The following is a 24,267-nucleotide window of genomic DNA, read 5'->3' on the forward strand; positions in this document are numbered from 1 at the left end:
GTCTGCGTGCGCGAGCGACGGCACGCTCGAGGTGTGCTCCTGACGACCCTGCACCCGGACCCCACCCGCGGGCCGGGTCTGCACACCACCGACGTCGACGTCGACGAGGGCCTCGCGGTCCCCGCGCTGCTCACCCACCTCGTCCGGCTGACCGGCTGGGCCGGGTGGCCGCAGAGCCCGGTCGCCGTCGGCCCGGCGACCCTGGCCCCGGGGCACCCCTCGGGCCAGTACCCCCTGGTACCGGGCTGCGTGCTGCGACCGGGCCCGGACCCGGACCCGACAGGTGAGGTCGGGGGACGCAGCGCGGCCGCGCTGCGGGAGCAGTGGCACGTCGCCGTGACCTCCGGACCCGACTGCGGTGCGGTCGTCGGCCTGCCCCTCGCTCCCATCGGGGTGCGGCTCGCCGCGCACGGGTCCCCCGACCCGACACCGGGCATCCCGACCGTCCAGGACCCGACCTGGGGCGACCTCGTCGTGCAGGTGCGGCTCGTGCGGCACCGGGCCGGGGTCCGGGCGTTCGTCCGCATCGCCGGTCACGCGCCGGAGGGCACCGGGCCGGCGGCTCTCGCGCGACCGGCAGCCCAGCGCTCGATGTCCCAGCGCCGGACGGCGCGGCGCCGACGCGTGCGCACCGCACCGGTGCTGTCGACCCGCGCGGCCTTCCCTCGGATGCGGCGCGGCTGGACCCGATGGAGGCCCGGCGACGCCCTGCACGTGGGCGCCAGCGTCCTCGAGCTGCGCCGCTCGCCGCAGGTCGGGCTCCCGGTGCCCACGCCGGGCGACCGTCCCCGCACGGGGCGAGGCCTCCCCGCGCGTCGCGCCGACCTGATCGGCCTGCTCGCACCCGCGCTCGGCTCGGTCGTCCTCGCGGCAGCGCTGCGTCAACCCCTCCTGCTCGTCTCGTGCCTGGTCGGACCGCTCGCGCTGCTCACCTCCCGGCCCGCCCGGGAGCAGGATGCATCGCGGGCCACCGCGGTGGGACCCACCGATCCCGCCGCCCTCGCCGCCGCGACCGTGCACGCGCTGTGGCGCACCGGATCGGTACCCCCGTCCGACCAGGGCGGCCCCGGGGCCCTCGCGAACGCGCCCGCCCCGTCGCCGCAGCCGGCCTGGTCCGGGGCCCTCGACGGCCCCGGTGCCACCCTCGCCGTCAGCGGGTCGCCCGCGCACGCCCGGGCGGCCGCCCGGGCCGTCCTGCTGGGCGCCGTCGGGCCGCACGGCTCGCTGCCGGTCCTCGTGCACACCGGCAGCGGACTGCACTGGTCGTGGACCCGCTGGATCGCCGCGCCAGCCCGTACGGCCACGCTCCCGACCCCTCAGGACCCGGAGTCCGTGGTCGTGGTCGACCTCACGCACAGCAGCACGGGCCACACGAACCCGTCCGCTGCGGCGTCCGACACCCTCGCCCTGCTGGCGTCGTGGCGAGCCCGTGTCCCCTCGACGCACCGCCTCCTGCTCGTCGTCCCCGCCGCCACCGGCCGGAGCCGGTCCCGGGTCCCTCCGCACGAGGGCGCACGGGCGGTGCCCGCGTGGTGCCGCACGGTCATGGAGGTCGACGAGACCCTGGCCCGGTTGCGCACGCCCGACGGCCGCACGTCGACCGGCCCTGTGCACGGGGTGGGCCACGGCTGGGCCGAGGAGCAGGCGCGCCGGGTCGCGGCCGTCCGACACGCCCGCGCCGCACTCCCGTCGGCACCGGGCCCGAGCACTGACGGGCGGACGACAGGTGGCGGACCGGCCGTTCCCTCGACGAGCGACCTCGGCGCCCTGGCGGGCGTGCCGGCAGCCGAGCCCGCCGCCGTCCTCGCCGCGTGGGACCGGCACGCCCGCGGGCTGCAGGCCGTCCTGGGCGCCGGGCCCGGTGGGGATCCCGTGACCGTCGACCTCGTGCGCGACGGGCCTCACCTGCTCGTCGCCGGAACGACCGGTGCCGGCAAGTCGCAGCTGCTCAGCGCCCTCGTGCTGACGCTGGCGCTCGCCCATCCGCCCGAGCGCCTCACCGTGGCGCTCATCGACTTCAAGGGCGGCACGAGCCTGGGGGCCGTGGCCGACCTGCCGCACGTGGTCGGCCGGGTGAGCGACCTCGACGCGGCGCACGCCACCCGGGCGCTCACCGGGCTCCGGGCCGAGCTGCGCCGACGGGAACGGCTCGTCGGGGCGGCAGGGGTCCGGGACATCGCCGAGCTCGACCCCACCGACCCGACGACACCCGCCCGCCTCCTCGTGGTCGTCGACGAGTTCCGCGCGCTGGCCGACGAGCTCCCCGACGCCCTGCCTGCGCTGGCTCGCCTCGCCGCCCAGGGACGCTCGCTCGGCATGCACCTCGTGCTCGCGACGCAACGACCCGCGGGCGCGGTGACCCCCGACCTGCGGGCAAACATCGCACTACGGATGTGCCTGCGGGTCACGGACGCCGCGGAGTCCCAGGACGTCCTGGACGCACCGGACGCGGCACGCATCGGCGCGAGCACGCCCGGACGTGCCTGGCTGCGCCGGGGAAGCGGCCGGCTCGAAGCGGTGCAGGTCGCCCGCACGCGCACCGCAGTGGCGGCCACGCCCGTGCGCCCGGCACCGCCGTGGTCCGGCGAGGGGCGTCCCCGCAGCGCGCCCGGCGCTCAGGCCGAGGTCGACGCCGACGCACGCGCCTGGGTCGGGGCGATCCGCCGTGCCGGCGCGGGGCGCCCCGCGCCGGCAGGCCCCTGGCTCCCCGAGCTGCCGCCGTCCGTGACGGTCGCCGAGGCGCTCGCTGCCGACGGCATCGACGCACGCGGCACGGCGCCGGACCTGCCTCTGACGCTCGCGTTGGCCGACCTGCCCGACGAGCAGCGCCGCGCGTCGGTGCCCTGGGCTGCCGCCGACGGCCACCTGCTCGTCCTCGGCGGACCCCGGTCGGGCCGGACGACCACGCTCGTCGGGCTCGGCCTGCAGGCGGCAGCACGGGGCTGGACCGTGCACGCGGTCGGGCTCCCCCGCGCGGCCGTCGACTCCCTGGCCCCGACCGGCGCGCTCGGCACGGTCGTCGACCCCGACGACCCGCGCAGGCTGGCCCGGCTGGTCGAGCTGCTCACCGCACGTGCGGCGCAGCCGCTGCACCAGCTCCTGCTGCTCGACGGCGTCGAGCCTGCGCTCGCGGCGCTCGCCACCGTGGCCAGAGGCGCGGCTGCCGACAGGCTCACGGCCCTGTGGGCCGAGCGGCCGCAGACGGTCGCCGTCGCCGCCGTCGCCGCCGTGGGCGCGAGCACCGCGGGCCTGGCGGCCTCCTTCCGCGACAGGGTCGTGCTGCCGGTCACCGACCCGGCGCTCGACGTGGTAGCAGGGGTCCCGACCCACCTGCGCGGCGCGCGTCGCCACCCGGGGCGGGCCGTGCACCTCGGCCCCACGGGCGCCCGGCTGTGCCAGGTGGTGGTGGCGGTGCCGCCACCGACGCGGAGAGACCGCGAGCTCGACGCGGGCGCGGGCGCGGTCCCGTCGTGCGCGCCTGCGCGCGGCCCGCGCCTGATCGCCCTGCCGCCGTCGGTGGACCTGCCGCCATCCGCCGACCTGCCGGCATCCGGGGGCGGGCCTGGCACCCTCGCCGTCGCGATCGGGGTCGGCGGCGACCGGGCCGACGCGCTCGTCGTCGACCTGGACCGCGGGCTGCTCGTCACCGGCCCACCGGGCTCGGGCCGCAGCACGGCCCTCGCGACCGTCGCCGCACAGCTGCAGCGCGCCGGCGTCGAGGTCGTGCGTCTCGGCGCGGCCCCCGACGTCCTCGCCCGGGCGACGCCGCGGGTGCTCACGTCCACGGAGCTGCCGATCCACCGACCGACGGGCGCAGCGGATCCAGGGGGCACAGCGGGCACTGCGGGCACTGCGGGCACTGCGGGCGCAGCGGGCACAGCGGGTGCAGCGGGCCTGACCGTCGTGGTCGACGATCTCGACGACCTCGAGCTGCTCGAACCGCAGGACGCCGAGCGGCTCGCCCTCGCCGTCGCGTCAGGCGCGGTCCGGCTGGTCGCCTCGGCACTGACCGACCGCGCGGCGAGCGCGTTCCGCGGCCCGATGTCCTTCGCCGTGCGATCGGCGGTGCTGCTGGTCCTGGACCCGGCGACCCCGGGGTCGGCCGACCTGCTGGGCCCGCGTGCCCCGTGGCTGGCCGAACCCGCGGCCCCGCCTGGCCGCGGGGCGCTGCGCGACGGGCGACGGGTCGATCCCGTCCAGGTCTACCTCGCGCCGTGACGCGCGACGCTCAGGTCGCCTCGCCGTCGGGACGGACGCCCGCCCCCCGAGCGTCCGGCGGCACCGTCGCAGCGACGACCGAGGGCATGAGCAGGCCGCCCGCCGTCAGCAGCGCGATGCCGACGACCACGGCCGACCACCAGGACGCCTCGACGCCGAACCAGCCGAGCGCGAGCACGACGAGCATGATCTGCCAGGTCATCACGGGTGAACGCGCCCACCGCCGTCCCCGCCACAGACCTCGCGCGGAGGCGGCCAGCACCGCGGCGACACCGAGGGCGAACACCGCGAGGAACACGGTGGCGGCCGGGAGCACGCTCGAGCCGGCCACGAGCCCGACGACGAGCGCGGCACCCAGCCCGACGAACGCGACGGCCTCGAGCAGGACGAAGAGGCACACGGCGCGCAGGAGGCCGGGGCGTCGGTCAGCGATCACGACGCCGACCCTACGACCGGACCGCGAGGGTGGCGTCCCCTGGCGGCCGTCTCGCGCCCGGCGCCGCACCTGATGCCCTGCCGTGGAACACGGTCACGACCATGGTCCGGCGCACGGTACTGTTTCGTGTGTATGGCCACAGGGCCCTCCCAGGTGTGACGAAGACCTCAGCATTCACTCGCTGGAAACGTCCGCTTAACCCTTGTGCCCCCCGCTGTCCGGGTGTGACCCTTGGTGCAGCACGTTTTCCCACCCCCGAATCCGACGGTCTTGACGCATGCCCTCATCCAGGGCGGCGGCTCGACGCGTGCCAAGGAGAGCTCTCATGGACTGGCGCCACCGCGCAGCATGCCTCGACGAGGACCCCGAGCTGTTCTTCCCGATCGGCAACACGGGCCCGGCCCTGCTGCAGATCGAGGAGGCCAAGGCGGTCTGCCGTCGCTGCGACGTCGTCGACACGTGCCTGAAGTGGGCGCTCGAGACCGGCCAGGACGCCGGCGTCTGGGGCGGCCTGTCCGAGGACGAGCGCCGCGCGCTCAAGCGCCGCACGGCCCGTCAGCGCCGCGCGAGCTGACCTGATCTCCCGTCCTGCTCGCCTGGCGACGCCGGACCGCACGACCTGACGAAGGCCGGCACCCCCCGAGCGGGGGTGACCGGCCTTCGTCGTGCCTGAGCCTCGCCCGGGCCCTCGAGGCGCCCGAGCAGTGCGGCGTCACCGCACGATGGAGCCGGCCTCGCGGCCGTGGCGCAGCCTCGCGGCGATCACGACCGAGGTCCCGCCGCCCTCGCGCGGCGACCAGTCGATCGTCCCGCGCAGCTCGTTGACCACGAGCGTCGAGACGATCTGGGTCCCCAACCCGCTGCCCGCACCGCGCCCCTCGGGCAGGCCTGCCCCGTCGTCGGCGACCTCGACCCGCAGCGCGTCACCGGTCCGTTCGACCGTGATCTCGACCGTGCCGGACGGGCGTCCCTCGAAGCCGTGCTCGACGGCGTTGGTGACCAGCTCGGTGAGCACGAGGGCGAGCGCGGTCGCGTCCTCGGCGGGCACCGATCCGAAGGTCCCGGTGATGACCGTCCGCACCTGGGTGCCCGCGGTGGCGACGTCGGCGGCCAGGCGCAGGCTGCGCCCGACCAGGTCGTCGAACGGGACGGCCTCGTCGAGCGTCTGCGAGAGGGTCTCGTGCACGAGGGCGATGGTGGCGACGCGTCGCATGGCCTCGGCGAGCGCCTCGCGCGCCTCGGGCGTGCTCATCCGCCGCGACTGCAGGCGCAGCAGGGCGGCCACGGTCTGCAGGTTGTTCTTCACGCGGTGGTGGATCTCGCGGATCGTCGCGTCCTTGGTGATGAGCTCGCGCTCGCGCCTGCGCAGCTCGGACACGTCGCGGCACAGCAGGACGGCGCCGGTGCGCTCCCCCAGCTCGGTGAGCGGTACCGCGCGCAGCGACAGGGCTACCCCGCGGGCCTCGATGTCGGTGCGCCAGGACGCCCTGCCCATGAGCACGAGCGGCATCGACTCGTCGACCGTGTCGTGCTGGTCGATCAGGTCGGTCGTGACCTCGACGAGGGAGCGCCCGACGAGGTCACCGAGGGCGCCGAGCCGGTGGAAGCAGGACAGCGCGTTCGGGCTCGCGTAGAGGACCTCGCCCTCGGAGTTGAGCCGGACCAGACCGTCGCCCACGCGCGGTGCGCCGCGGCGCGGTCCGGTCGCGGCGTTGGGCGTCGGGAACTCGCCGCGGCTGATCATGCCGAGGAGCTCGTCGGCGGCCTCGACGTAGTTGAGCTCGAGCCTGCTGGGTGTGCGCGCCCCGCCGAGGTTGGTCTGCCGGGCGATCACGGCGATGGCCTTGCCCTGCCGGACGACGGGCACGGCCTCCTCGCGCACGGCGTAGGAGCCGAACCAGCGTGGCTCGCGCGAGCGCTGCGGGCGCAGCTCGTCGAGGCTGCGCTGCAGCTGGGGACGCTGCCCGTCGGGCGGGTGGGAGCCGACGACGTCGTCGTAGTGGACGGTTGCCCCGGTGGACGGCCGGCACTGCGCGATCGCGACGAAGTCACCGCCGGGGACGGGCAACCAGAGCACCAGGTCGGCGAAGGCCAGGTCCGAGACCACCTGCCAGTCCCCGACGAGCAGGTGCAGCCATTCGAGGTCGGCCGCGTCGAGCGAGGCGTGGCGGGCGGCGAGAGTGCTCAGGGTGGACACGTGCTCCAGCGTAGGTGGGAGCGGGCGCCCCGGCCCCGGCCGTCCGGCCCCGTGCGCGCGGCGCCCGGCGCCTGCCGGGTCGAGCGGTTAGTGTCGATCACCACCTCGCCCCGGCATCCCGCACCGTGCGGGACGGGCCAGGGCCCCGTTGCGAAGGGAACCACCGTGCAGGTGCTCGTCACGCTCGACCTCCCGACCGATGCGCGCGCCGCCGCCGTGATGCTCGCCGACCCGGCATACGTGCTCGAGAAGGTGCTGGCCAGCGGCGCCCTGGACCAGCAGGTCGACGTCGCCGGCGACGCGGTCGCCGGGTTCACGGTGACGATCCGTCGCGGCCTGCCCACCGATGCCATCCCGGCGCACCTGCGCAGCTTCGTCGGGAGCCGGATCGACGTGCGCCAGGTCGAGGTCTGGGAGCCTGCCGACGCCCAGGGGTCGCGCACCGGCACCGTCGTGCTGGAGATCGCCGGCGCGCCCGTGCGGCTGACGGGCAGGGTCTCGTTGACGGCCCTGGAGGCCTCGACGAGCAGGCTCGTGTACGAGGGCGAGATCAAGGCGGCGGTGCCGCTGTTCGGGGCGGTCGTGGAGGAGGCCGCGTCGGAGGCGGTGCGCGCGGCGCTGCTGGTCGAGGAGTCCGTCGCGCAGCGCTGGATCGAGACCCACCCGGCCGTCTGAGCGGCTGCGGCGCACGGAGCGTGCACAGGCCGCGCACGGGCGACCCATGGTGGCCCGCGCGACACCGACCAGGGGCGTACGGCCGGGTGGCGGGCGGGTCACGAGGCGGCCGAGCAGCCGTAACGATTGAATAACGTACTGACACGTATCAGTTGTCTGACCTGCGACGACACAGTCATGGGATCGCTACCACGGGCCCGTGGGAGCCCTCTCTCCTTGACACCCGACCAACGCGCGACGACAGTTCATCGAAGCGCGTGGGAACGCTCCCGCCCGAACGGGGCCGTCTCCGCGCGAGGGTCCACCAATGGCCCACGGACGTCTCGGCACGGCTTCGGCCGCGCCTCCGGGGCGTACGTCCAGGGGTACGGCGAGGAAGCCGTCCGACTGACAAGGGAGTCACAGTGCGCAAGACCACACGCAAGATGTGGGCAGCCGCGGCAGGTGTCACGGGTATCGCCCTGGTCGCCACCGCTTGCTCGGGTTCCGACGCAGGGGACGACTCGTCCGCTCCGTCCGACGAGAAGATCACGCTGACGATCTCGACGTTCAACGAGTTCGGCTACGACGACCTGCTCGACGAGTACATGCAGCTCAACCCGAACATCACGATCGAGCACAACAAGTTCGCCACCTCCAACGAGGCCCGCGACCAGTTCTCGACCGCGCTCGCCGCGGGTTCGGGTCTCGCCGACGTCGTCGCGGTCGAGGTCGACTGGATGCCCGAGATCAAGCAGTACGCCGACCAGTTCAACGACCTGACCAGCGACTCGGTCACCGGCCGCTGGAACGACTGGACGACCAAGCAGGCCACCACGGAGGACGGCGTCCTGCTCGCCTACCCCACGGACATCGGCCCCGAGGCCATCGCCTACCGCGCCGACCTGTTCGCGGCCGCGGGCCTGCCCTCCGACCGCGAGTCGGTCAAGGCGCTGTTCGAGGAGAACGGCGGCGACTGGGACCAGTTCTTCAAGGTCGGCCAGGACTTCGTGGCCGCCTCCAACGGGGTTCCGTTCTTCGACGGTGCCGACGCCGTCGGCCAGGGCATGCTCAACCAGCTCGACGCGCCGTTCGAGAACCCGGACACGGGCGAGATCGCTCTCGACCCCCAGGTCCAGGAGATCTACAACACGCTTCTCGAGAACACCAACCTCTCCTCGCACAAGGCTCAGTGGGGCGAGGACTGGGTCAACGCGTTCCAGAACAACGGCTTCGCCGTCATGCTGGCCCCGTCGTGGATGCTCGGCGTGATCGAGGGCAACGCGGCCGGCGTCACCGGCTGGGACATCGCTGACACCTTCCCCGGCGGCGGCGGCAACTGGGGCGGTTCGTTCCTGACGGTCCCGACGCAGTCGGAGCACCCGGAGGAGGCCAAGGCGTTCGCCGACTGGCTGACCGCCCCCGAGCAGCAGCTCAAGGCGTTCGCGACGACCGGCAACTTCCCGAGCCAGGTCGAGGCCCAGGCCTCGACGGAGCTCGCCGGCATGACGAACGAGTTCTTCAACAACGCGCCGACCGGCGAGATCTTCAAGACGCGGTCCGAGGCCATCTCGGTCATCCCGTTCAAGGGTGAGAACTACTTCGCGGTCCGTGACGCGCTGTCGCAGGCCATCAACCGCGTGGACGTCGACCAGACCGACGACGCCGCCACCTCGTGGGCGACGTTCGAAGAGGCCGTCAAGGCCATCGGCTGATCTAGCCACCAAGGGTCGGGTCGCCGGCGCACGCCGCCGGCGGCCCGACCCTGACCCACGTCCCCGCTCCCGCGACGAAAGAACACCTCATGGCCACGCAGTTGGCACCGACACGTGGTGCTGCCCCGAGCCGCCAGCGCCCGCCCCGCAAGATCGGGTTCCGCCAGACGCTCGGACGGTGGGACGTCAAGGTCTCGCCGTACCTCTACATCTCCCCGTTCTTCATCCTGTTCGCGATCGTCGGGCTCTTCCCGCTGCTCTACACCGGCTACGTCTCGGTGCACGAGTGGAGCCTGCTCGGTGGCAAGGGTGACTACGTCGGGTTCGAGAACTTCAGCTTCGTGCTCGGCCAGCCCAACTTCTGGACCGGCCTGCGCAACACCCTGAGCATCTTCCTGCTCTCCAGCGTGCCGCAGGTGATCGCCGCCCTGATCATCGCCGCGATGCTCGACGCCAACCTGCGCGCCAAGACGTTCTGGCGGATGGGTGTCCTGCTCCCCTACGTCGTCGCCCCCGTGGCCGTCGCCCTGGTCTTCTCCAAGATGTTCGCCGACGAGTCCGGCATGATCAACGCGGTCCTCGGCAACCTCGGGATCGACCCCATCGGCTGGCACAAGGACGTGCTGCCCTCGCACATCGCGATCGCCTCGATGGTCAACTTCCGCTGGACCGGCTACAACGCGCTGATCTTCCTCGCCGCGATGCAGGCGATCCCGCGCGACCTGTACGAGGCCGCCACGCTCGACGGCGCCTCGCGCGTGCGTCAGTTCTTCGCCATCACGATCCCGATGCTGCGCCCGACGATGATCTTCGTCATCATCACCTCGACCATCGGTGGTCTGCAGATCTACGACGAGCCGCGCATGTACGACCAGCTCGGCCAGGGCGGCAACAGCCGGCAGTGGATGACCATCACGCTGTACCTGTACGAACTCGGGTGGCGGCAGCGCGACCTGGGACGTGCGGCCGCGGTGGCCTGGCTGCTGTTCCTCCTGATCATCATCTTCGCGATCCTCAACTTCGCGATCACGCGGCGGATCTCCTCCGCCGACGACATGACGCGGACCGCGAAGAAGGCCCGCAAGGCGATCAAGGCCCGCGAGAGGAGCGCCCGATGAGCGCCCCGTCCATCCCGTTCATCGAGCAGACCGCCGGCAAGAGCGCGGCGCGCTCCGCACGTCGTCGCCGCAAGGGCGTCGCCCTCGCCGGTGGTTCCGACCGCCGTCCGGGCTGGGTGACCTACCTGGTCCTCGGCCTCGTGATCGTCGGCTCGGTGTTCCCGCTGTACTTCACGGTCCTCCTGGCGTCCTCGGACGCCCAGACGATCGCGCAGAACCCGATCCCGTCGCCGATCCCCGGCGGCCAGCTCTGGGACAACCTCGTCCGCGTCTACCAGTCGGACATCGACCTGTGGCAGGCCACGCTCAACTCGATCATCGTGGCCGTGGCGACCAGCGCGTCCGTGGTGTTCTTCTCCACCCTGGCCGGCTACTCGTTCGCCAAGCTGCGCTTCAAGGGCCGCGGCCCGCTCCTGGTGTTCGTCATCGCCACGATGGCGGTCCCCACGCAGCTCGGCGTCGTGCCGCTGTTCATCGTCATGAAGGAGCTCGGCCTCGTCGGCAACCTCATGGCCGTGATCCTGCCGGGCATGGTCACCGCGTTCGGCGTGTTCTGGATGACCCAGTACCTCGACAGCGCACTGCCCTACGAGCTCATCGAGGCCGCCCGCGTCGACGGTGCGTCGATGTTCCGGACGTTCTGGTCCATCGCGCTGCCGGCAGCCCGACCCGCGGCCGCGATGCTCGCGCTCTTCACGTTCATCGCGTCCTGGACGAACTTCTTCTGGCCGTCGATCGTGCTGGGCACCCAGACGCCGACCCTGCCGGTGGCTCTGCAGCTGCTGCAGGCCGGCTTCTTCAAGGACATCGCGCTCATCATGGCCGGTGTCGTCATCTCGGTGATCCCGCTCATCCTGGTGTTCCTCGTCGCCGGCCGTCAGCTGGTCGCGGGGATCATGCAGGGCGCCGTCAAGGGCTGATCGCGGCGCCTCTCCGGCGACGGACGGCGACCCGGGAACGCACCCGGGTCGCCGTCCTGCCACACTGACGCTGCACGGCAGCCGCAGGAAGGAAGACCAATGGCGGTCGACAACGCCCCGACGCACCAGGACCACGCCCGACCCGCCGTGCCGACCCTCGAAGAGGTGGCCGAGCGGGCAGGGGTGTCGCGGTCCACCGCGTCGCGCGCGATCAACGGCGGGCTGCGCGTGTCCCCCGAGGCCCTTGCCGCCGTGGAGGCGGCCGTCGCCGAGCTCGGGTACACCCCGAACCGGGCGGCACGCTCGCTCGTGACCAAGCGCACCGACTCGATCGCGCTGGTCGTCCCCGAGCCGGACGAGCGCGTGCTCTCCGACCCCTTCTTCGCCGGCACCCTCAGCGGGCTCTCGGCCTCGATGGCCGACACCGACATCCAGGTCGTGCTCGTCATCACCCGCCCGGGCGAGAGCGAGCGCACCGTCCGCTACCTGCGCAACGGGCACGTCGACGGCGCGATCGTGGTCTCGCACCACCGCAACGACGAGCTCGACCGTGCGCTGCTCGACCTGCGCGTGCCGAACGTCTTCGTCGGCCGCCCGCTGTCGGCCAACGAGTCGGACGTGCAGTTCGTCGACACCGACAACGTCGAGGGTGGGCGCCTGGCGACGCAGCACCTCATCGACCGGGGCTGCCGGCACATCGGCACGATCGCCGGACCCGAGGACATGTCCGCGGGCATCGACCGGCTCGCCGGCTGGCGCAACGCCGTCCTGGCCGCCGGGCAGGCCGACGACGCGGTCGCCTACGGAGACTTCACGATCGCGTCCGGCGCGACCCAGGTGCGCCGGCTGCTCGCCGACCACCCCGACCTCGACGGCATCTTCATCGCCTCCGACCTCATGGCCGCCGGCGCGCTGTCCGTGCTCACCGAGCTCGGCAAGGAGGTCCCGCGCGACATCGCGGTCGTCGGGTACGACAACCTCGGCGTCGCGGCTTCGACCTCGCCGCCGCTGACCACCGTGATCCAGCCGGTCGTCGCGATGGCCCGTGCCGCCGGCGCGCGGCTGCTGGACCAGATGGACGGCTCCCCCCGCCCGTCCGAGCCGCTGATCTTCGCCCCGGAGCTGGTGGTCCGCGAGTCGGCCTGACGTGCCGCCCGCTCGGCCTATCGCCCGAGTGCTGCGCGCCGAACCGGCTCGACGTGACCGAACCGGTGCCGCGTCCGGCTGACGGCCTGCTCGCGCAGGACCGTGAGCAGCTCGCGCTCGGCACCCGCGACGACGGGTGCGTCCAGGACCGTGACCTCGCCCACCTGGGTGGCGGCCGCGGCACGCAGCCCGGGTGCGACGCCGACCACCCGGATGCGGCCGGTGACGGCCCCCTGCTCGACCCGTGCGGCGAAGACGGCGTGGGACTCCGTCCGCACGTCGCTGACCTGGGTCGGGACGCCCACGACAGCGGCGGCGTGCTGGACCCGGGCGACCTCGCGCGCGGGCGCGCCGTCGCCGACACGGATCGTCAGGCCCGGCACGGGCAGGTGACGCAGCGTGTTCTCCTCGGGCAGCAGGCCGCTCGGGTCCTGGTCCGTTCCCCACCGGGCCCACACCCGGCGGTCGTCGGCCTGCGCCCACGCCAGCCACGCGGCGTCGCCGGCGGGCACGTCCGGCCCGTCCGTCCAGGTGCCGAGCTGGGCCACGTAGTGCGGGCCGCCGGCCTTCGCCCCCGGGCCCACCACCGAGGCCTTCCAGCCGCCGAACGGCTGGCGCTGCACGATCGCCCCCGTGATGTGCCGGTTGACGTACGCGTTGCCGACCTCGACGCGCGCCAGCCAGTGGTCGATCTCGGCCTCGTCGAGCGAGTGCAGACCTCCGGTGAGCCCGAAGGCGACCTGGTTCTGCACGGCGATCGCCTCGTCGAGGGTGTCGACGCGCAGCACGCCCAGCACCGGTCCGAAGCACTCGGTCAGGTGGAACCACGACCCGGGGGCCACCGAGTGTCGGACGCCGGGCGACCACAGCCGACCCTCCTCGTCCAGCCGGCGCGGCTCCACGAGCCAGCCCTCCCCCGGTTCGAGCGTCGTCAGGGCACGCAGCAGCCGGCCCTGGGCGGGCTCGATCAGCGGCCCCATGGTCGTCCCCAGGTCGTCGGACCGTCCGACGCGCAACGACGTCACGGCGTCGGCCAGCTGGCGGCGCAGCCGTGCCGACCGGCCCGCCGAGCCGACCAGGATCAGCAACGAGGCCGCCGAGCACTTCTGCCCGGCGTGCCCGAAGGCCGAGCGCACCACGTCCGCGACCGCCAGGTCGACGTCCGCCGAGGGGGTCACGACGATCGCGTTCTTGCCCGACGTCTCCGCCATGACGTCCAGGTCGGGGCGCCACCCGGCGAACAGGCGTGCGGTCTCGATCGACCCCGTGAGCAGCACGCGGGCCACTCCGGGGTGGGTGACCAGGCGCCGACCGACCTCGCCCTCGGGGCTCAGCACGACCTGCAGGACGTCCCCGGGCACGCCCGCCTCGGCGAGGGCCCCCGCCACGGCGGCCATGGCGACCCGGACGCACAGGGGCGTCTGCGGTGCCGGCTTGACCAGCACGGGTGATCCGGCCGCGAGCGCCGCGAGGGTCGAGCCGACAGGGATCGCGACCGGGAAGTTCCACGGCGGCGTGACGACCGTGACCCCGTGCGGCCGGAACAACGCACCGGGCACGGTCCCGTCGGCGAGCTCCTCGGCACGGTCGGCGTAGTAGCGGGCGAAGTCGACCGCCTCGCTGACCTCGGGGTCGGCCTCGGCGACGGTCTTCGCGCCCTCGTGCACCATCGTCGCCACGAGGTCGCCCCGGGCCTGCTCGAGCGCGGTCGCCGCGCGGCGCAGGGCGTCGGCGCGGACCGCCGGGGCGGTGGCCGCCCAGGCCGGTGCGACGGCGGCCGCCCGGGCGACGGCCTCGTCCACGTCGTCCGCGGTCCGGACGACCACCGCACCGGCCGGGGCGAGAGGTTCGCGCACGAGCAGGTCGCGGGCCCAGGCACGGGACGCGGCGAGTGCAGGGTCGGTGTCGGCCGCGCTCGTGAACGGCCCACGCCCCTCGGGGGCAGGGACGCGGCCCGTGCGGCGGGGGCTGGTCGAGACGGTCGTGCTGCCGATGACGGCCGCCCGGAACGCCGCCTCCTGCCCGGCCATCGCGGTCGGCTTCCCGGACGCCCCGGGGGCGTCGGCGAACAGCGCGTGCAGGAAGTTCTGCGCGGCCGAGTTCTCCTCGAGCCGGCGCACCAGGTAGGAGATGGCGACGTCGAAGTCGTCGCGCGCGACCACGGGCGTGTAGAGCAGCAGGTCGCCGACGACCTCACGGACCGCCCGGGCCTGCGCGGGGGCCATCCCCTGCAGCATCTCGACGTCCAGCGCATCACTCACGCCACGGTGCTGCGCGAGCAGGTGCGCGTAGGCGACGTGGAACAGGTTGTGGCTCGCGACCCCGACCCGCACCGCATCCGTGCGGGTCGGGTCCAGGGCCGTCTCGACGAGCCGCACGTAGTTCGCGTCGACATCGGCCTTGGACGTGTACGGGGCCTGCGGCCAGCCGTGCAGCTCGGCCTCGACCTGCTCCATCGCGAGGTTCGCGCCCTTGACCAGCCGGACCTTCACGGGAGCCCCGCCCGCCTGGCGACGACGGCGGGCGAGCGCGGTCAGCTCGTCCAGCGCGTCGGCGGCGTCGGGCAGGTAGGCCTGCAGCACGATGCCCGCCGGGTTCGTCAGCAGCTCGGGGTCGAGCACGAGGCGCTCGAAGACGCGCATCGTCAGGGTCAGGTCGCGGTACTCCTCCATGTCGAGGTTGAGGAACGTGCCGTGCGCGGCCGCGCTCAGGTACAGCGGGCGCAGGCGGGCGACCACCCGGTCGACGCTCCCGGCGGTGTCCCACGTGGACAGCTGGCTGGCCACGGCCGACACCTTGACCGACACGTAGTCCACGTCGGGGCGCTCGACGAGCCGCTGCACGCGTCCGAGCCGGGCGACCGCCTCGGCCTCGCCGAGCACGGCCTCGCCGAGCAGGTTGAGGTTGAGCCGGAACCCGGCCGCGCGCATGCCCGCCAGGTGCGGGCCGAGACCGCGCCCGGCGTCCGCCACCAGGTGCCCGACGAGCTGACGCAGCCGGATCCGTGCGGCCGGCACCACGACGCCCGGGAGCACAGGGGCGACCCTCACGCCGAGGGCGAGGAGCGTGCGGTCGACCGGGCCGAGGAACGCCCGTGCGGCAGCGGCGTGCGCGCCGAGCCCGGCGAGGTCGGCGGCGGCGACGTGCACGTCCTCGGGGCGTGCGACGCGGTCGACGAACCGCACCGCGAACTCCAGCCCTGCGGGGTCGGAGACCAGCGCGGCGAGCCGGCCCGTGGTCCGCCGCTCCTTCGGCGTCTCGTCGGCCGCGGTGGCGTCCAGCCAGCGGCGGGCCAGACGCACGGCGTCGTCGGTCAGGGTCGTGGGTGCCGAGGTCGGCGCGAAGAGGTCGCTGCTCACCCGTCGATCTTCTGCCCTGGGGCCGGGCGCGTCTTGTGCTGGTCCCTCGCCCGCAGGAGCGGATCGGTACCAGGTCCCTGTACGAGCTGGCGCCGAAGCACCACCGACACATGGGACGGCTAGCCTCCGCCGTGTCATGACCGCGCGACCCACTCCCCCGCACCCGGGCACCCCTGCGTCCGACGACGGCGCACGTCGGTCGCTGGGCAAGGCCGCCGTGCCGACCGAAGCGACCGAGGCCACCGGGCCGATCGAGCCGACGTGGCCGGAGGCGGGCGCCCTGCTGCGCGCCCTGAGTCCCGCCCTCCTCGGGCTGGTCGACGACCTGACCGCCACGATGTTCTGCGCGAAGGACACGACCGGCCGGTACGTCGCCGTGAACGAGGCGTTCGTGCGCCGGACGTCGGAGCGCTCGCGCCGGGACGTGCTGGGCCGACGGGCGCAGGACCTCTTCGTGCCGCAGCTCGCCCACCGGTACGACGAGCAGGACGCGGCCGTGCTCGCCACGGGCCGCCCGTTGCACCGTCAGCTCGAGCTGATCCTGCGACCGGGCGGACTGCCCGGCTGGTACCTCACCTCGAAGGTGGCCGTCCAGGACGGTGCAGGCCGGACCGTCGGGCTGGTGAGCATGTCGGAGGACCTGGGGACGCACGACCCGGCCGACCCGGCGGTGCAGTCGCTGGCCCGGGTGCTCGCACTCGTGCAGGAACGGCTCGCCGACCCGCCGACGTCGGCCGAGCTCGCGGCCGCGGCGGACTGCTCCTCCTCGGCCCTCGACCGACGCGTGCGGCGGGTGTTCGGGCTCTCCCCGCAGCAGCTGGTGCTGCGCGCCCGCATCGACCACGCCACGGTCCTGCTCGCCGGGGACACGTCCGTCGCGGACGTCGCCGTGGCGTGCGGCTTCTACGACCAGGCCGCCCTGACCAGGACGTTCGGACGCCTGACCGGGCAGACGCCCGCGCAGTTCCGCCGGTGGACGCGCGGGGGCGCTCGTCCTTGACACCCCCGGGGGCGGTCGGGAGGCTGGGTCGCACCGGGTGAACGCCGGACCGTCGGCGCCGGTGCCGCGCGTCCCGCAGCCGTGGGGCGCCCTGTCGACCAGCAGGGGGAACCGCATGTCCGTCATACCCGCACGCCCGCACGCCCGCCCGCTCCGGCGCAGCCTGGCCGTCCTCGCAGCGACGACCCTCGCCGTCGGCCTGGGCAGCGGCATCGGCTCGCCGGCCCTCGCCGACGACGACGGCCCCGTCGCCGGGACGAGCCTGCCGGTCGTCGACCTGCCCGCACCCGAGGGCGGTGCGGCCACCCCGATGGCGACGATCGAGAGCGCCGAGGAGTTCTGCGGCTGGCTGTCCGGCATCTACGACTCCAAGCCGTCCAGCTACACGGTCCGCACGATCAACTGCCGGTCCACCGACGTGTTCGTCAAGGGCGTGTACCGCGCCGGCGGGTTCGGGCCGTGCGTGCTTGTGCCCGCACGGCACTCGCGGCACCTCGGCGGGTCGCTGCTCAAGCCCATCGAGAAGTCGCAGATCTGCTGACCTGAGCGCGGCGGTGGCCGCGCGCGTCCTGCCAGCCGGACGCGCGCGGCTCGCCGATCGGCCCACCGGGGCCCTGGCCTGCGGCCGTGCCAGAGTGGGGCCGACGGGCCGGGGTCCGCGGGACGACGACGAGGTCGCTCCCACCGGGCCGTCACGCCAGGAGGCACAGCGTGACCGCACAGGCCGCACCGTCTGCACCATCAGCACCCTCTGCACAGCACGGCGCACCCTCCCCCCTGCTCACCGCACGGGCCCAGCTCGCCGAGGCCGTCGAGATCCTCGGGTACGACGACGGGCTGCACCAGATGCTCGCCACGCCGCGTCGGGAGATGCACGTGGCCGTGCCGTTGCGTCGTGACGACGGCCGGACCGTGCTGTTCCACGGGTACCGCGTGCAGCACAACATCTCGCGCGGCCCCGGCAAGGGCGGTCTGCGCTACGCGCCGAACGTCGACATCGACGAGGTCCGCGCACTCGCAATGTGGATGACCTGGAAGTGCGCGGTCGTCGACGTCCCCTACGGCGGCGCGAAGGGCGGCGTGACGATCGACCCGCGCGTGCACTCGGCCGGCGAGCTCGAACGGGTCACCCGCCGGTACACGAGCGAGATCGCGCCGATCATCGGCCCGGAGCGGGACATCATGGCGCCCGACATCGGCACGAACGAGCAGACCATGGCCTGGGTCATGGACACGTTCTCGGTGAACCGCGGCTACACGATCCCCGCGGTGACGACCGGCAAGCCGTTGACCATCGGCGGCTCGCTCGGACGCCCGACGGCCACCTCGCGCGGTGTCGTGCACACGGCACGCGCCGCGCTCGCCGACGCGGGGGTGGGCCTCGAGGAGGTGTCCGCGGCGGTGCAGGGCTTCGGCAAGGTCGGCGCGCACGCCGCGCGGTTCCTGCACGAGGCGGGGACCCGGGTCGTCGCGGTCAGCGACGAGTACGGCGGCCTCGTGCACCCCGACGGCCTGGACGTGCCGGCGCTGATGCGCCACGTGGCGGCGACCGGGTCGATCCGGGACTTCGAGGGCGGGACGCCGATCGACAACGAGGCGCTGCTCGGGCTCGACGTCGACATGCTGGTGCCCGCTGCCGTGGAGGGCGTGCTCGATGCCCGGACCGCGGGGGCCGTCAAGGCGCGCTGGGTCGTCGAGGGCGCCAACGGCCCGACGACCTCCGACGGCGACCGGGTCCTCGCGGACCGGGGTGTCGTGGTCGTCCCGGACATCCTGGCCAACGCCGGGGGTGTCGTCGTCTCCTACTTCGAGTGGGTGCAGGCGAACCAGGCGTACTGGTGGACCGAGCAGGAGATCGAGGAGCGCCTCGAGCACCGCATGCTCAGCTCCTACGCGTCCGTCGCCGGGATGGCCCGCAGCGAGGGGATCACGCTGCGCGACGCCGCCCTGGTGATCGGCGTGCGGCGTGTCGCCGAGGCCCACCAGGTGCGCGGCCTCTACCCCTGACGGCCCGCCACGTGCACGAGCGGCACGGTGAACGGCTCGGCCGAGCCGTCCAGCGCGACCGGGATGTGCGTGTCGGACACCCACAGGAGCCCGTCGGGTCCGTCGATCCGCGCGCGCAGCGCGAGCCGCGCGTGCGGGTCGAGCTCGGAGCGGTCGACCACGACCTCGAACGGCACGGGGACCTCGTGCTGGGTGTGGATCACGCTGCGCCCGAGCGTGCGGGCGGGTGCGTCGGCGCGTGAGGTGTCCTCCACGGTCACGGTGACGACCGAGCGTGGCGGCAGCGCGATCCGTTGCCGGTAGGTGACCGCACCGGTGACCACGAGCGGACCGTCGGCGGGCAGGTGCGTGGGCTCGCCGAGGTGGTGCTCCGGCCCGGCCGCCGCCCGGTCGTCCGTGCTCGTCCCGACCGCCTGCGCGTCGGCCCTGCTCGTCCCGACCGCCTGCGTGTCGTCGGCGTGCGGGTCTCGCACGAGCCGCGCGGCACGTCCGTCGTCGGCGACGAGCTCGACGTCGTCGACGCCCTCGCGGACGGTCAGCGGCACGGCGAGCAGCCGCTGCACCGCCTCCTCGCACGCGGTCGCCTCCGGCGGTCCGGCCATCAGCGTCGACACCATCGGACCGATCACGAGCCGGCCGGGGCCGCCCTGGCCGTCGGACGGAGCGTCGGGCGACGCGTCGAGCGGCTCGTCGAACGTCCAGGTGCCGCGCACGCGGTTGACGCCCGAGCAGCCGTACACCTGCCCGTCCCCGTCGAACGTGAGCCACGGGCGGCCGTGCACGGCCGTGACCGGGTCCAGGTCGTCGATCCTGACGAACCGCCACGTCCCTGTCAGCGCCATGCCTCGATGATCGCGCGGTGCGGCCCGACCCGCACCGCGCGACGCCCGGCAGGGCAGGCAGGCGGGACACGCAGGCGGGGCAAGCCGGCGTGGCAAGCCGACGGGAGTACGCGGTGGCAGCGCGGTGTTGCCCTCGACGTGACCTCCGAGAACACCGTGCCCCTGTCCGTGCTCGACACGTCGCCCGTCTCGGCGGGCCAGACCTCCGCCGACGCCCTCGCCGCGACGACCCGCCTCGCCCGGAGCGCGGACGAGGCCGGGTACGCACGCTTCTGGGTCGCCGAGCACCACGCGATGCCCGCGGTCGCCTCGACGTCGCCAGGCGTCCTGCTCGCCCACCTGGCGTCCGCGACCGCCCGGATCCGGGTCGGCTCGGGCGGGGTCATGCTGCCGAACCACCCGACGCTGGTCGTCGCCGAGCAGTTCGCGATGCTCGAAGCGCTGCACCCGGGCCGCATCGACCTCGGCGTCGGCCGCGCCCCCGGCGCCGACCCGACGACCGCCGCGGCGCTGCGCCGCACCGTCGAGGGCCTGGGCGCCGAGGACTTCCCGGCCGAGGTCGTCGACCTGCTCGCGCTGCTCGGGGTCGACCTGCCGGGCCGGGCGGCCTCGCTGCACGCGCGACGGCTGTCGGCGACACCCGTCGCCTCCTCGTCGCCCGAGGTGTGGCTGCTGGGGTCGAGCACGTTCAGCGCCCAGCTCGCCGGCACGCTCGGCCTGCCGTTCAGCTACGCGCACCACTTCGGCACCGGTGGCACCGTGCCGGCCGCCGAGACCTACCGGCGCTCGTTCCGCCCGTCACCGGTTCTCGACGCCCCTCGTCTCATGGTGTCGGCCTCCGTGCTCGTGGCCGACACCGACGCCGAGGCGCACTTCCTGGCCGGCCCGAGCCGCGTCATGGCGCTGAGCCTGCGCACCGGCCGGCCCCTCGGACCGGTGGTCTCCCCGGAGGACGCCGCCCGCGAGCTGGCTGCGCTCGACCCGGAGGCCTCCGCGGACTTCTTCGCCCGGGTGCCCGGGACGCAGGTGGCCACGACCGCGGACCGGGCCGTCGACGAGCTCGCCGCTCTGGTGGCGCGCACCGGCGCCGACGAGCTCATGATCACCGGCACGGCGTTCGACGCGTCCACGCGGGTGCGCACGCTGGAGCAGGTCGCGGCGCGCTGGCCGGCGGCGGTCGCGGCCTGAGGGTCCGCTCAGCCGCGCGGGCGGGCGTCCGCCCAGTCCGCCAGCTCGACCCGCGGGCCCGTGTAGAACGGGATCTCCTCGCGCACGTGCAGCCGCGCCTCGGTGGCCCGCAGGTCGCGCATGAGGTCGACGATCCGGTGCAGCTCGGCCGCCTCGAACGCCAGGATCCACTCGTAGTCGCTCAGCGCGAACGACGCGACGGTGTTCGCCCGCACGTCGGCGTAGTCGCGCGCGGCCTGCCCGTGCTCGACCAGCATCCGACGGCGGTCGTCGTCGGGCAGCACGTACCAGTCGTACGAGCGGACGAACGGGTACACGCACATGTAGTCCCCTGCGGGCTCCCCGGCGAGGAACGCGGGCACGTGGCTGCGGTTGAACTCGGCGGGCCGGTGCAGGCCGACGACCGACCACACGGGGAACAGCTGGCGGCCCAGCTCGCTGGCACGCAGGCGCAGGTACGCGCCCTGGACCTCCTCGATGGTGGCCGCGTGCCACCACACCATGAGGTCGGCGTCGGCACGCAGGCCGGCCACGTCGTACCAGCCGCGGACGACGAGGCCCTCGGCGGCGACGGCGTCGAGCGCGGAGCGGACGATCGCGGCGCGCTCCTCGTCGTCGGCGGGCAGCTCGCCGTCGAAGGAGAACACCGACCACATCGTGTAGCGGACGGTGGCGTTCAACGCGTCGGTGTCGAGGTGGGCGTGGTCGGTCACGAGATCCTCCGGACGTGCGGCGGCGCCGGTCGGCGCCGGAACAGGGGTGGGGTCAGGACAGCGGGTCGGTGCTGCACGCCGCCGGGACGCCCGAGGCGACGCCGGCGCGCTGCCGGCAGCAGCCCGGGGCGCACACGTCGCGGAACGGTCCGAGGTCGCCGACGGCGACCCCGGGCGTCGGCTCGGCGCCGGCCTCGCGCTCCCGGGCGCGGCCTGCGCGCTCGAGCACCAGGTCCACGAGCCCCCGCACGAAGACCTCACGCGTGCCCACGGTGGCGGCCCGCACCGCGGCGAGCCCGAGGTCCGCGGCCGTCTCGAGAGCCTCGGTGTCGAGGTCGAACGCGACCTCCATGTGGTCCGAGACGAAGCCGATCGGGGCGATGACCACGGCGGTCGTGCCGGCGTCGGCGAGAGCCGTGAGGTGGTCGTTCACGTCGGGCGCGAGCCAGGGCTGGCTCGGCGGGCCGGAGCGCGAGCAGTACGCGAGATCCCACTCGATCGTCCGGCCGAGGATCGTGCCTGCGGCCTGCGCGACGGCCCGCGCGACGTCCAGGTGCTGCTCGCGATAGGTGGCTCCGGAGACGGCCGAGGCCTCCTCCATGGTGGTCGGGATCGAGTGCGTCACGAAGACGAGCCGCGCCGCTGCCGCACCGGCACCGCCGTCGGCGTCGGCCTCGGCCTCGGCCTCGGCCTCGGCCTCGAGCGTCCGGTACGCCTCGACGACCGCATCGACGTTGCCCTGCACGAAGCCCGGGTGGTTGAAGTACGCGCGGATCTTGTCGACCTGCAGCGGGTGCTCACCCGGCTCGAGGCCGATTTCGGCGCCCAGCGTGTCGAGGGCGCCGTACAGGTCCTCGCGGTACTGCCGGCAGCCGGAGTAGGAGGAGTAGGCGCTGGTGACGATCGCGACGACCCGACGGGCACCGTCGGCGTGCGCCGCGGCGAGCGCGTCGCGCGTGTAGGGCTGCCAGTTCCGGTTGCCCCACAGCACCGGCAGGTCCAGGCCGCGGCTGCCGAGCTCGGCGACCAGGGCACGCTGCAGCGCGAGGTTCTGGGCGTTGATCGGGCTGCGGCCACCGAAGTGGTGGTAATGCTCGGCGACCTCGGCGAGCCGCTCGTCCGGGATGCCCTTGCCCGCGGTCACGTTGCGCAGGAACGGCAGCACGTCGTCGGGCCCGTCCGGGCCGCCGAAGGAGTACAGGAGCACGGCGTCGTACGGGGCCGCCGAGGCGGGGCTCGGGGACGTGCGCGTGCCGGGTGCGGTGTCGGTTGCCACCGGTCGATCATCGCACCGGAGCCCGGGCCGACGACGACCCGCGGCGGGGCGGGCGCGTGAGATTGTCACGACACGCGGTCAGCAACCGCGGCGCGCCGTCCTGCGTGCGGGTTCGGCGTGTGGAGTGCGGGGGCCGGCCCGGGTCGGCGACCGGGCCGGCCCCCGCCGTCAGGAGGAGACGGAAGGAACGCAGGCGACGAGGTCGTCGGCGATCTCGCCCGCCCAGGCGGCGACGGCACCCATGTCGCGGTGGTCGCCCTCGCGGGCACGCCCACCGGCGATCACGGCCCGCTCGGCGAAGCTCAGCACGGCGCGGTCCAGCCGCCCGCGGAAGTGGCGGTGGCCTCGGGCGCCGACCCGCTCGCGCAGCGCGGCGATCTCGTGCGGGGAGTTCGCGGAGTTCGCGGGCTGGGTGGCCAGACCCGACGAGAACAGCCAGACCGGCCGCGAGACGAGCTCGTCGACGCAGCGGTCCGCCAGCTCACGCGCGGCGGGCATCCAGTGCGCGAGGTACACGGCCGAGCCGAGCACCACCGCGTCGTAGCCGGCGACCGTCGTGACGTCCTCCGGTGACCTGACGTCGACGACGTGCCCCCGTCCGCGCAGCAGCTCGGCGACGACCTCGCCGATCTCCCACGTCCCTCCGTGCCGCGACGCGACAGCGACCAGGACATCCATGTGCGCACCCCCATTCGTGGACGAGACCGATGTGTCCCATCCTGCGGGGCAGGGCTGCCTGCGTCGTGGGCCGGAGGTCCCTGCGGCCGTGTGACGGGCGCCGCGCCCGCGCCGCCGCCGGGGCCGCGCCACGCAAGGTGGCGAGGTCGTTCGCGCCGTGCCGAACGGCGCTTCGCGTGGCTCAGTCGGGGTCCGGCAGCCCTGCCTGCGCGAGGCGCAGCTTGTCGCTCAGCGCGCGCAGCGTCGCGAGCTCCTGGGCGTCCAGGGCGCCCCCGACCAGGGCGCGGATCGTGCGCACGTGGCGGCGGCCGATCTCGCGCTGCACCCGCTCGCCGTCGGCCGTCAGCGTCACCGCGACCCCCCGGGCGTCGCCCTCGACGGGTCCGCGGCGCACGAGGCCGTCGCGCTCGAGGCGTTCGACCAGACGCGAGAGGCTCGGCTGGGTCAGCAGGCTGCTCTCGGCGAGCTCGCGCAGCCGGGCGGTGCGCCCGGGGCAGCCCGCGAGGGTGAACAGCACGTCGTACTCGCGGATCGACAGGTCGCCCCACACGTCCGTGCGCTGGAACCGTCGCATGAGTGCGACCTGCGCCCGGAACAGGGACTCCCAGGCCTCGGCCGCCTCCCGCGTGGTGGGCTCCTCGCCCATCGCCATCCCTGCCCTTCGCCGTCTTCATGCGTTTGCATCGAACCTACCCCGGGACAACCGCACGACCGGCTCGACGATTCCTCGGGGAGCCCGTCGCGACCCCAGCACGGCCGCCCGGGACGCCGGACCTCCCGACCTCCTGACCCAGGTCGCC

General features: G+C 74.3%; 19 protein-coding genes. 11 read left to right on the plus strand and 8 right to left on the minus strand.

Features of this window, described 5'->3' with window-relative positions; translation table 11 throughout:
* Positions 1-33: 33 nt before the first annotated feature.
* Positions 34-4,218, plus strand: coding sequence for an FtsK/SpoIIIE domain-containing protein (locus BKA22_RS01740; protein ID WP_146951171.1), 4,185 nt, complete (start codon positions 34-36; stop codon positions 4,216-4,218).
* Between the two features lie 10 nt (positions 4,219-4,228).
* On the opposite strand, the gene BKA22_RS01745 is transcribed toward BKA22_RS01740, so the two are convergent.
* Complete coding sequence (locus BKA22_RS01745) at positions 4,229-4,654, minus strand: hypothetical protein (RefSeq protein WP_223203382.1); 426 nt, start codon at positions 4,652-4,654, stop codon at positions 4,229-4,231.
* A gap of 325 nt (positions 4,655-4,979) precedes the next feature.
* Here BKA22_RS01745 and BKA22_RS01750 point away from each other — a divergent pair, with 325 nt between their 5' ends.
* Positions 4,980-5,228, plus strand: a complete 249-nt coding sequence (locus BKA22_RS01750) for a WhiB family transcriptional regulator (RefSeq protein ID WP_146951172.1) — start codon at positions 4,980-4,982, stop codon at positions 5,226-5,228.
* A 138-nt stretch (positions 5,229-5,366) separates the two neighbouring features.
* Here the strand turns inward: BKA22_RS01750 and BKA22_RS01755 are convergent, their stop codons facing one another.
* On the minus strand, positions 5,367-6,851 hold the full coding sequence (locus tag BKA22_RS01755; RefSeq protein ID WP_146951173.1) for a sensor histidine kinase: 1,485 nt from the start codon (positions 6,849-6,851) through the stop codon (positions 5,367-5,369).
* A 165-nt stretch (positions 6,852-7,016) separates the two neighbouring features.
* On the opposite strand from BKA22_RS01755, the gene BKA22_RS19500 reads away from it, so the two are divergent.
* From BKA22_RS19500 to BKA22_RS01780, 5 genes are all read left to right on the plus strand, one after another.
* Positions 7,017-7,526, plus strand: a complete 510-nt coding sequence (locus BKA22_RS19500; RefSeq protein ID WP_146951174.1) for a DUF2505 domain-containing protein — start codon at positions 7,017-7,019, stop codon at positions 7,524-7,526.
* A 404-nt stretch (positions 7,527-7,930) separates the two neighbouring features.
* Positions 7,931-9,220, plus strand: coding sequence for an ABC transporter substrate-binding protein (locus BKA22_RS01765; RefSeq protein ID WP_223203383.1), 1,290 nt, complete (start codon positions 7,931-7,933; stop codon positions 9,218-9,220).
* Positions 9,221-9,309: 89 nt separating this feature from the next.
* Positions 9,310-10,338 carry a carbohydrate ABC transporter permease gene (locus tag BKA22_RS01770; protein WP_146951175.1) on the plus strand — a complete coding sequence of 343 codons (1,029 nt, stop codon included), beginning with the start codon at positions 9,310-9,312 and terminating at the stop codon, positions 10,336-10,338.
* Entirely contained in the window at positions 10,335-11,258 is a 924-nt protein-coding gene (locus tag BKA22_RS01775; protein ID WP_146951176.1) for a carbohydrate ABC transporter permease, read from the plus strand. The genes BKA22_RS01770 and BKA22_RS01775 overlap by 4 nt, the downstream gene beginning before the upstream one ends.
* Positions 11,259-11,357: 99 nt before the next feature.
* On the plus strand, positions 11,358-12,404 hold the full coding sequence (locus BKA22_RS01780; RefSeq protein WP_146951177.1) for a LacI family DNA-binding transcriptional regulator: 1,047 nt from the start codon (positions 11,358-11,360) through the stop codon (positions 12,402-12,404).
* A gap of 17 nt (positions 12,405-12,421) precedes the next feature.
* Here the strand turns inward: BKA22_RS01780 and BKA22_RS01785 are convergent, their stop codons facing one another.
* Complete coding sequence (locus tag BKA22_RS01785; RefSeq protein ID WP_223203384.1) at positions 12,422-15,763, minus strand: proline dehydrogenase family protein; 3,342 nt, start codon at positions 15,761-15,763, stop codon at positions 12,422-12,424.
* 136 nt (positions 15,764-15,899) lie between these two features.
* On the opposite strand from BKA22_RS01785, the gene BKA22_RS01790 reads away from it, so the two are divergent.
* The 3 genes from BKA22_RS01790 (at position 15,900) to BKA22_RS01800 (ending at position 18,770) form a co-directional block, all read left to right on the plus strand.
* Positions 15,900-16,763 (plus strand): AraC family transcriptional regulator, encoded by an 864-nt coding sequence (locus BKA22_RS01790; RefSeq protein WP_146951179.1) that lies wholly within the window; start codon positions 15,900-15,902, stop codon positions 16,761-16,763.
* A gap of 115 nt (positions 16,764-16,878) precedes the next feature.
* Positions 16,879-17,304, plus strand: a complete 426-nt coding sequence (locus tag BKA22_RS01795; protein WP_146951180.1) for a hypothetical protein — start codon at positions 16,879-16,881, stop codon at positions 17,302-17,304.
* A gap of 170 nt (positions 17,305-17,474) precedes the next feature.
* Complete coding sequence (locus tag BKA22_RS01800) at positions 17,475-18,770, plus strand: Glu/Leu/Phe/Val family dehydrogenase (protein ID WP_146951181.1); 1,296 nt, start codon at positions 17,475-17,477, stop codon at positions 18,768-18,770.
* Here BKA22_RS01800 and BKA22_RS01805 read toward each other — a convergent pair.
* A complete protein-coding gene (locus BKA22_RS01805; protein WP_146951182.1) occupies positions 18,761-19,612 on the minus strand; it encodes a YbaY family lipoprotein in 852 nt (283 codons plus the stop codon). The two genes, BKA22_RS01800 and BKA22_RS01805, sit on opposite strands and share 10 nt — an antisense overlap.
* A 138-nt stretch (positions 19,613-19,750) precedes the next feature.
* Between BKA22_RS01805 and BKA22_RS01810 the strand changes: the two genes are divergently transcribed.
* Positions 19,751-20,800 (plus strand): LLM class flavin-dependent oxidoreductase, encoded by a 1,050-nt coding sequence (locus tag BKA22_RS01810; protein ID WP_223203385.1) that lies wholly within the window; start codon positions 19,751-19,753, stop codon positions 20,798-20,800.
* 8 nt (positions 20,801-20,808) lie between these two features.
* On the opposite strand, the gene hemQ is transcribed toward BKA22_RS01810, so the two are convergent.
* The 4 genes from hemQ to BKA22_RS01830 all read right to left on the minus strand — a co-directional run bounded on the left by hemQ (position 20,809) and on the right by BKA22_RS01830 (position 24,113).
* The gene (gene hemQ, locus BKA22_RS01815) at positions 20,809-21,456 is read right to left on the minus strand and encodes a hydrogen peroxide-dependent heme synthase (protein WP_146951526.1); all 648 of its coding nucleotides are present in this window, start codon (positions 21,454-21,456) and stop codon (positions 20,809-20,811) included.
* Between the two features lie 109 nt (positions 21,457-21,565).
* Positions 21,566-22,789 (minus strand): ferrochelatase, encoded by a 1,224-nt coding sequence (locus BKA22_RS01820; protein WP_146951184.1) that lies wholly within the window; start codon positions 22,787-22,789, stop codon positions 21,566-21,568.
* A 168-nt stretch (positions 22,790-22,957) separates the two neighbouring features.
* The gene (locus tag BKA22_RS01825) at positions 22,958-23,467 is read right to left on the minus strand and encodes a flavodoxin domain-containing protein (protein WP_146951185.1); all 510 of its coding nucleotides are present in this window, start codon (positions 23,465-23,467) and stop codon (positions 22,958-22,960) included.
* Between the two features lie 181 nt (positions 23,468-23,648).
* A complete protein-coding gene (locus BKA22_RS01830) occupies positions 23,649-24,113 on the minus strand; it encodes a MarR family winged helix-turn-helix transcriptional regulator (RefSeq protein ID WP_146951186.1) in 465 nt (154 codons plus the stop codon).
* Positions 24,114-24,267 lie beyond the last annotated feature (154 nt).

The organism is Cellulomonas soli (assembly GCF_013409305.1).
Classification (GTDB): domain Bacteria; phylum Actinomycetota; class Actinomycetes; order Actinomycetales; family Cellulomonadaceae; genus Cellulomonas; species Cellulomonas soli.

Excerpts from the sequence above, each read along its gene's own strand:
- BKA22_RS01750 (WP_146951172.1), top strand. The coding sequence starts at position 4,980 with ATGGACTGGCGCCACCGCGCAGCATGCCTCGACGAGGACCCCGAGCTG.
- BKA22_RS01770 (WP_146951175.1), top strand. The coding sequence starts at position 9,310 with ATGGCCACGCAGTTGGCACCGACACGTGGTGCTGCCCCGAGCCGCCAG.
- BKA22_RS01775 (WP_146951176.1), top strand. The coding sequence starts at position 10,335 with ATGAGCGCCCCGTCCATCCCGTTCATCGAGCAGACCGCCGGCAAGAGC.
- BKA22_RS01780 (WP_146951177.1), top strand. The coding sequence starts at position 11,358 with ATGGCGGTCGACAACGCCCCGACGCACCAGGACCACGCCCGACCCGCC.
- BKA22_RS01790 (WP_146951179.1), top strand. The coding sequence starts at position 15,900 with ATGACCGCGCGACCCACTCCCCCGCACCCGGGCACCCCTGCGTCCGAC.
- BKA22_RS01795 (WP_146951180.1), top strand. The coding sequence starts at position 16,879 with ATGTCCGTCATACCCGCACGCCCGCACGCCCGCCCGCTCCGGCGCAGC.
- BKA22_RS01805 (WP_146951182.1), bottom strand. The coding sequence starts at position 19,612 with ATGGCGCTGACAGGGACGTGGCGGTTCGTCAGGATCGACGACCTGGAC.
- hemQ (WP_146951526.1), bottom strand. The coding sequence starts at position 21,456 with ATGTGGTCGGTGTTCTCCTTCGACGGCGAGCTGCCCGCCGACGACGAG.
- BKA22_RS01825 (WP_146951185.1), bottom strand. The coding sequence starts at position 23,467 with ATGGATGTCCTGGTCGCTGTCGCGTCGCGGCACGGAGGGACGTGGGAG.
- BKA22_RS01830 (WP_146951186.1), bottom strand. The coding sequence starts at position 24,113 with ATGGGCGAGGAGCCCACCACGCGGGAGGCGGCCGAGGCCTGGGAGTCC.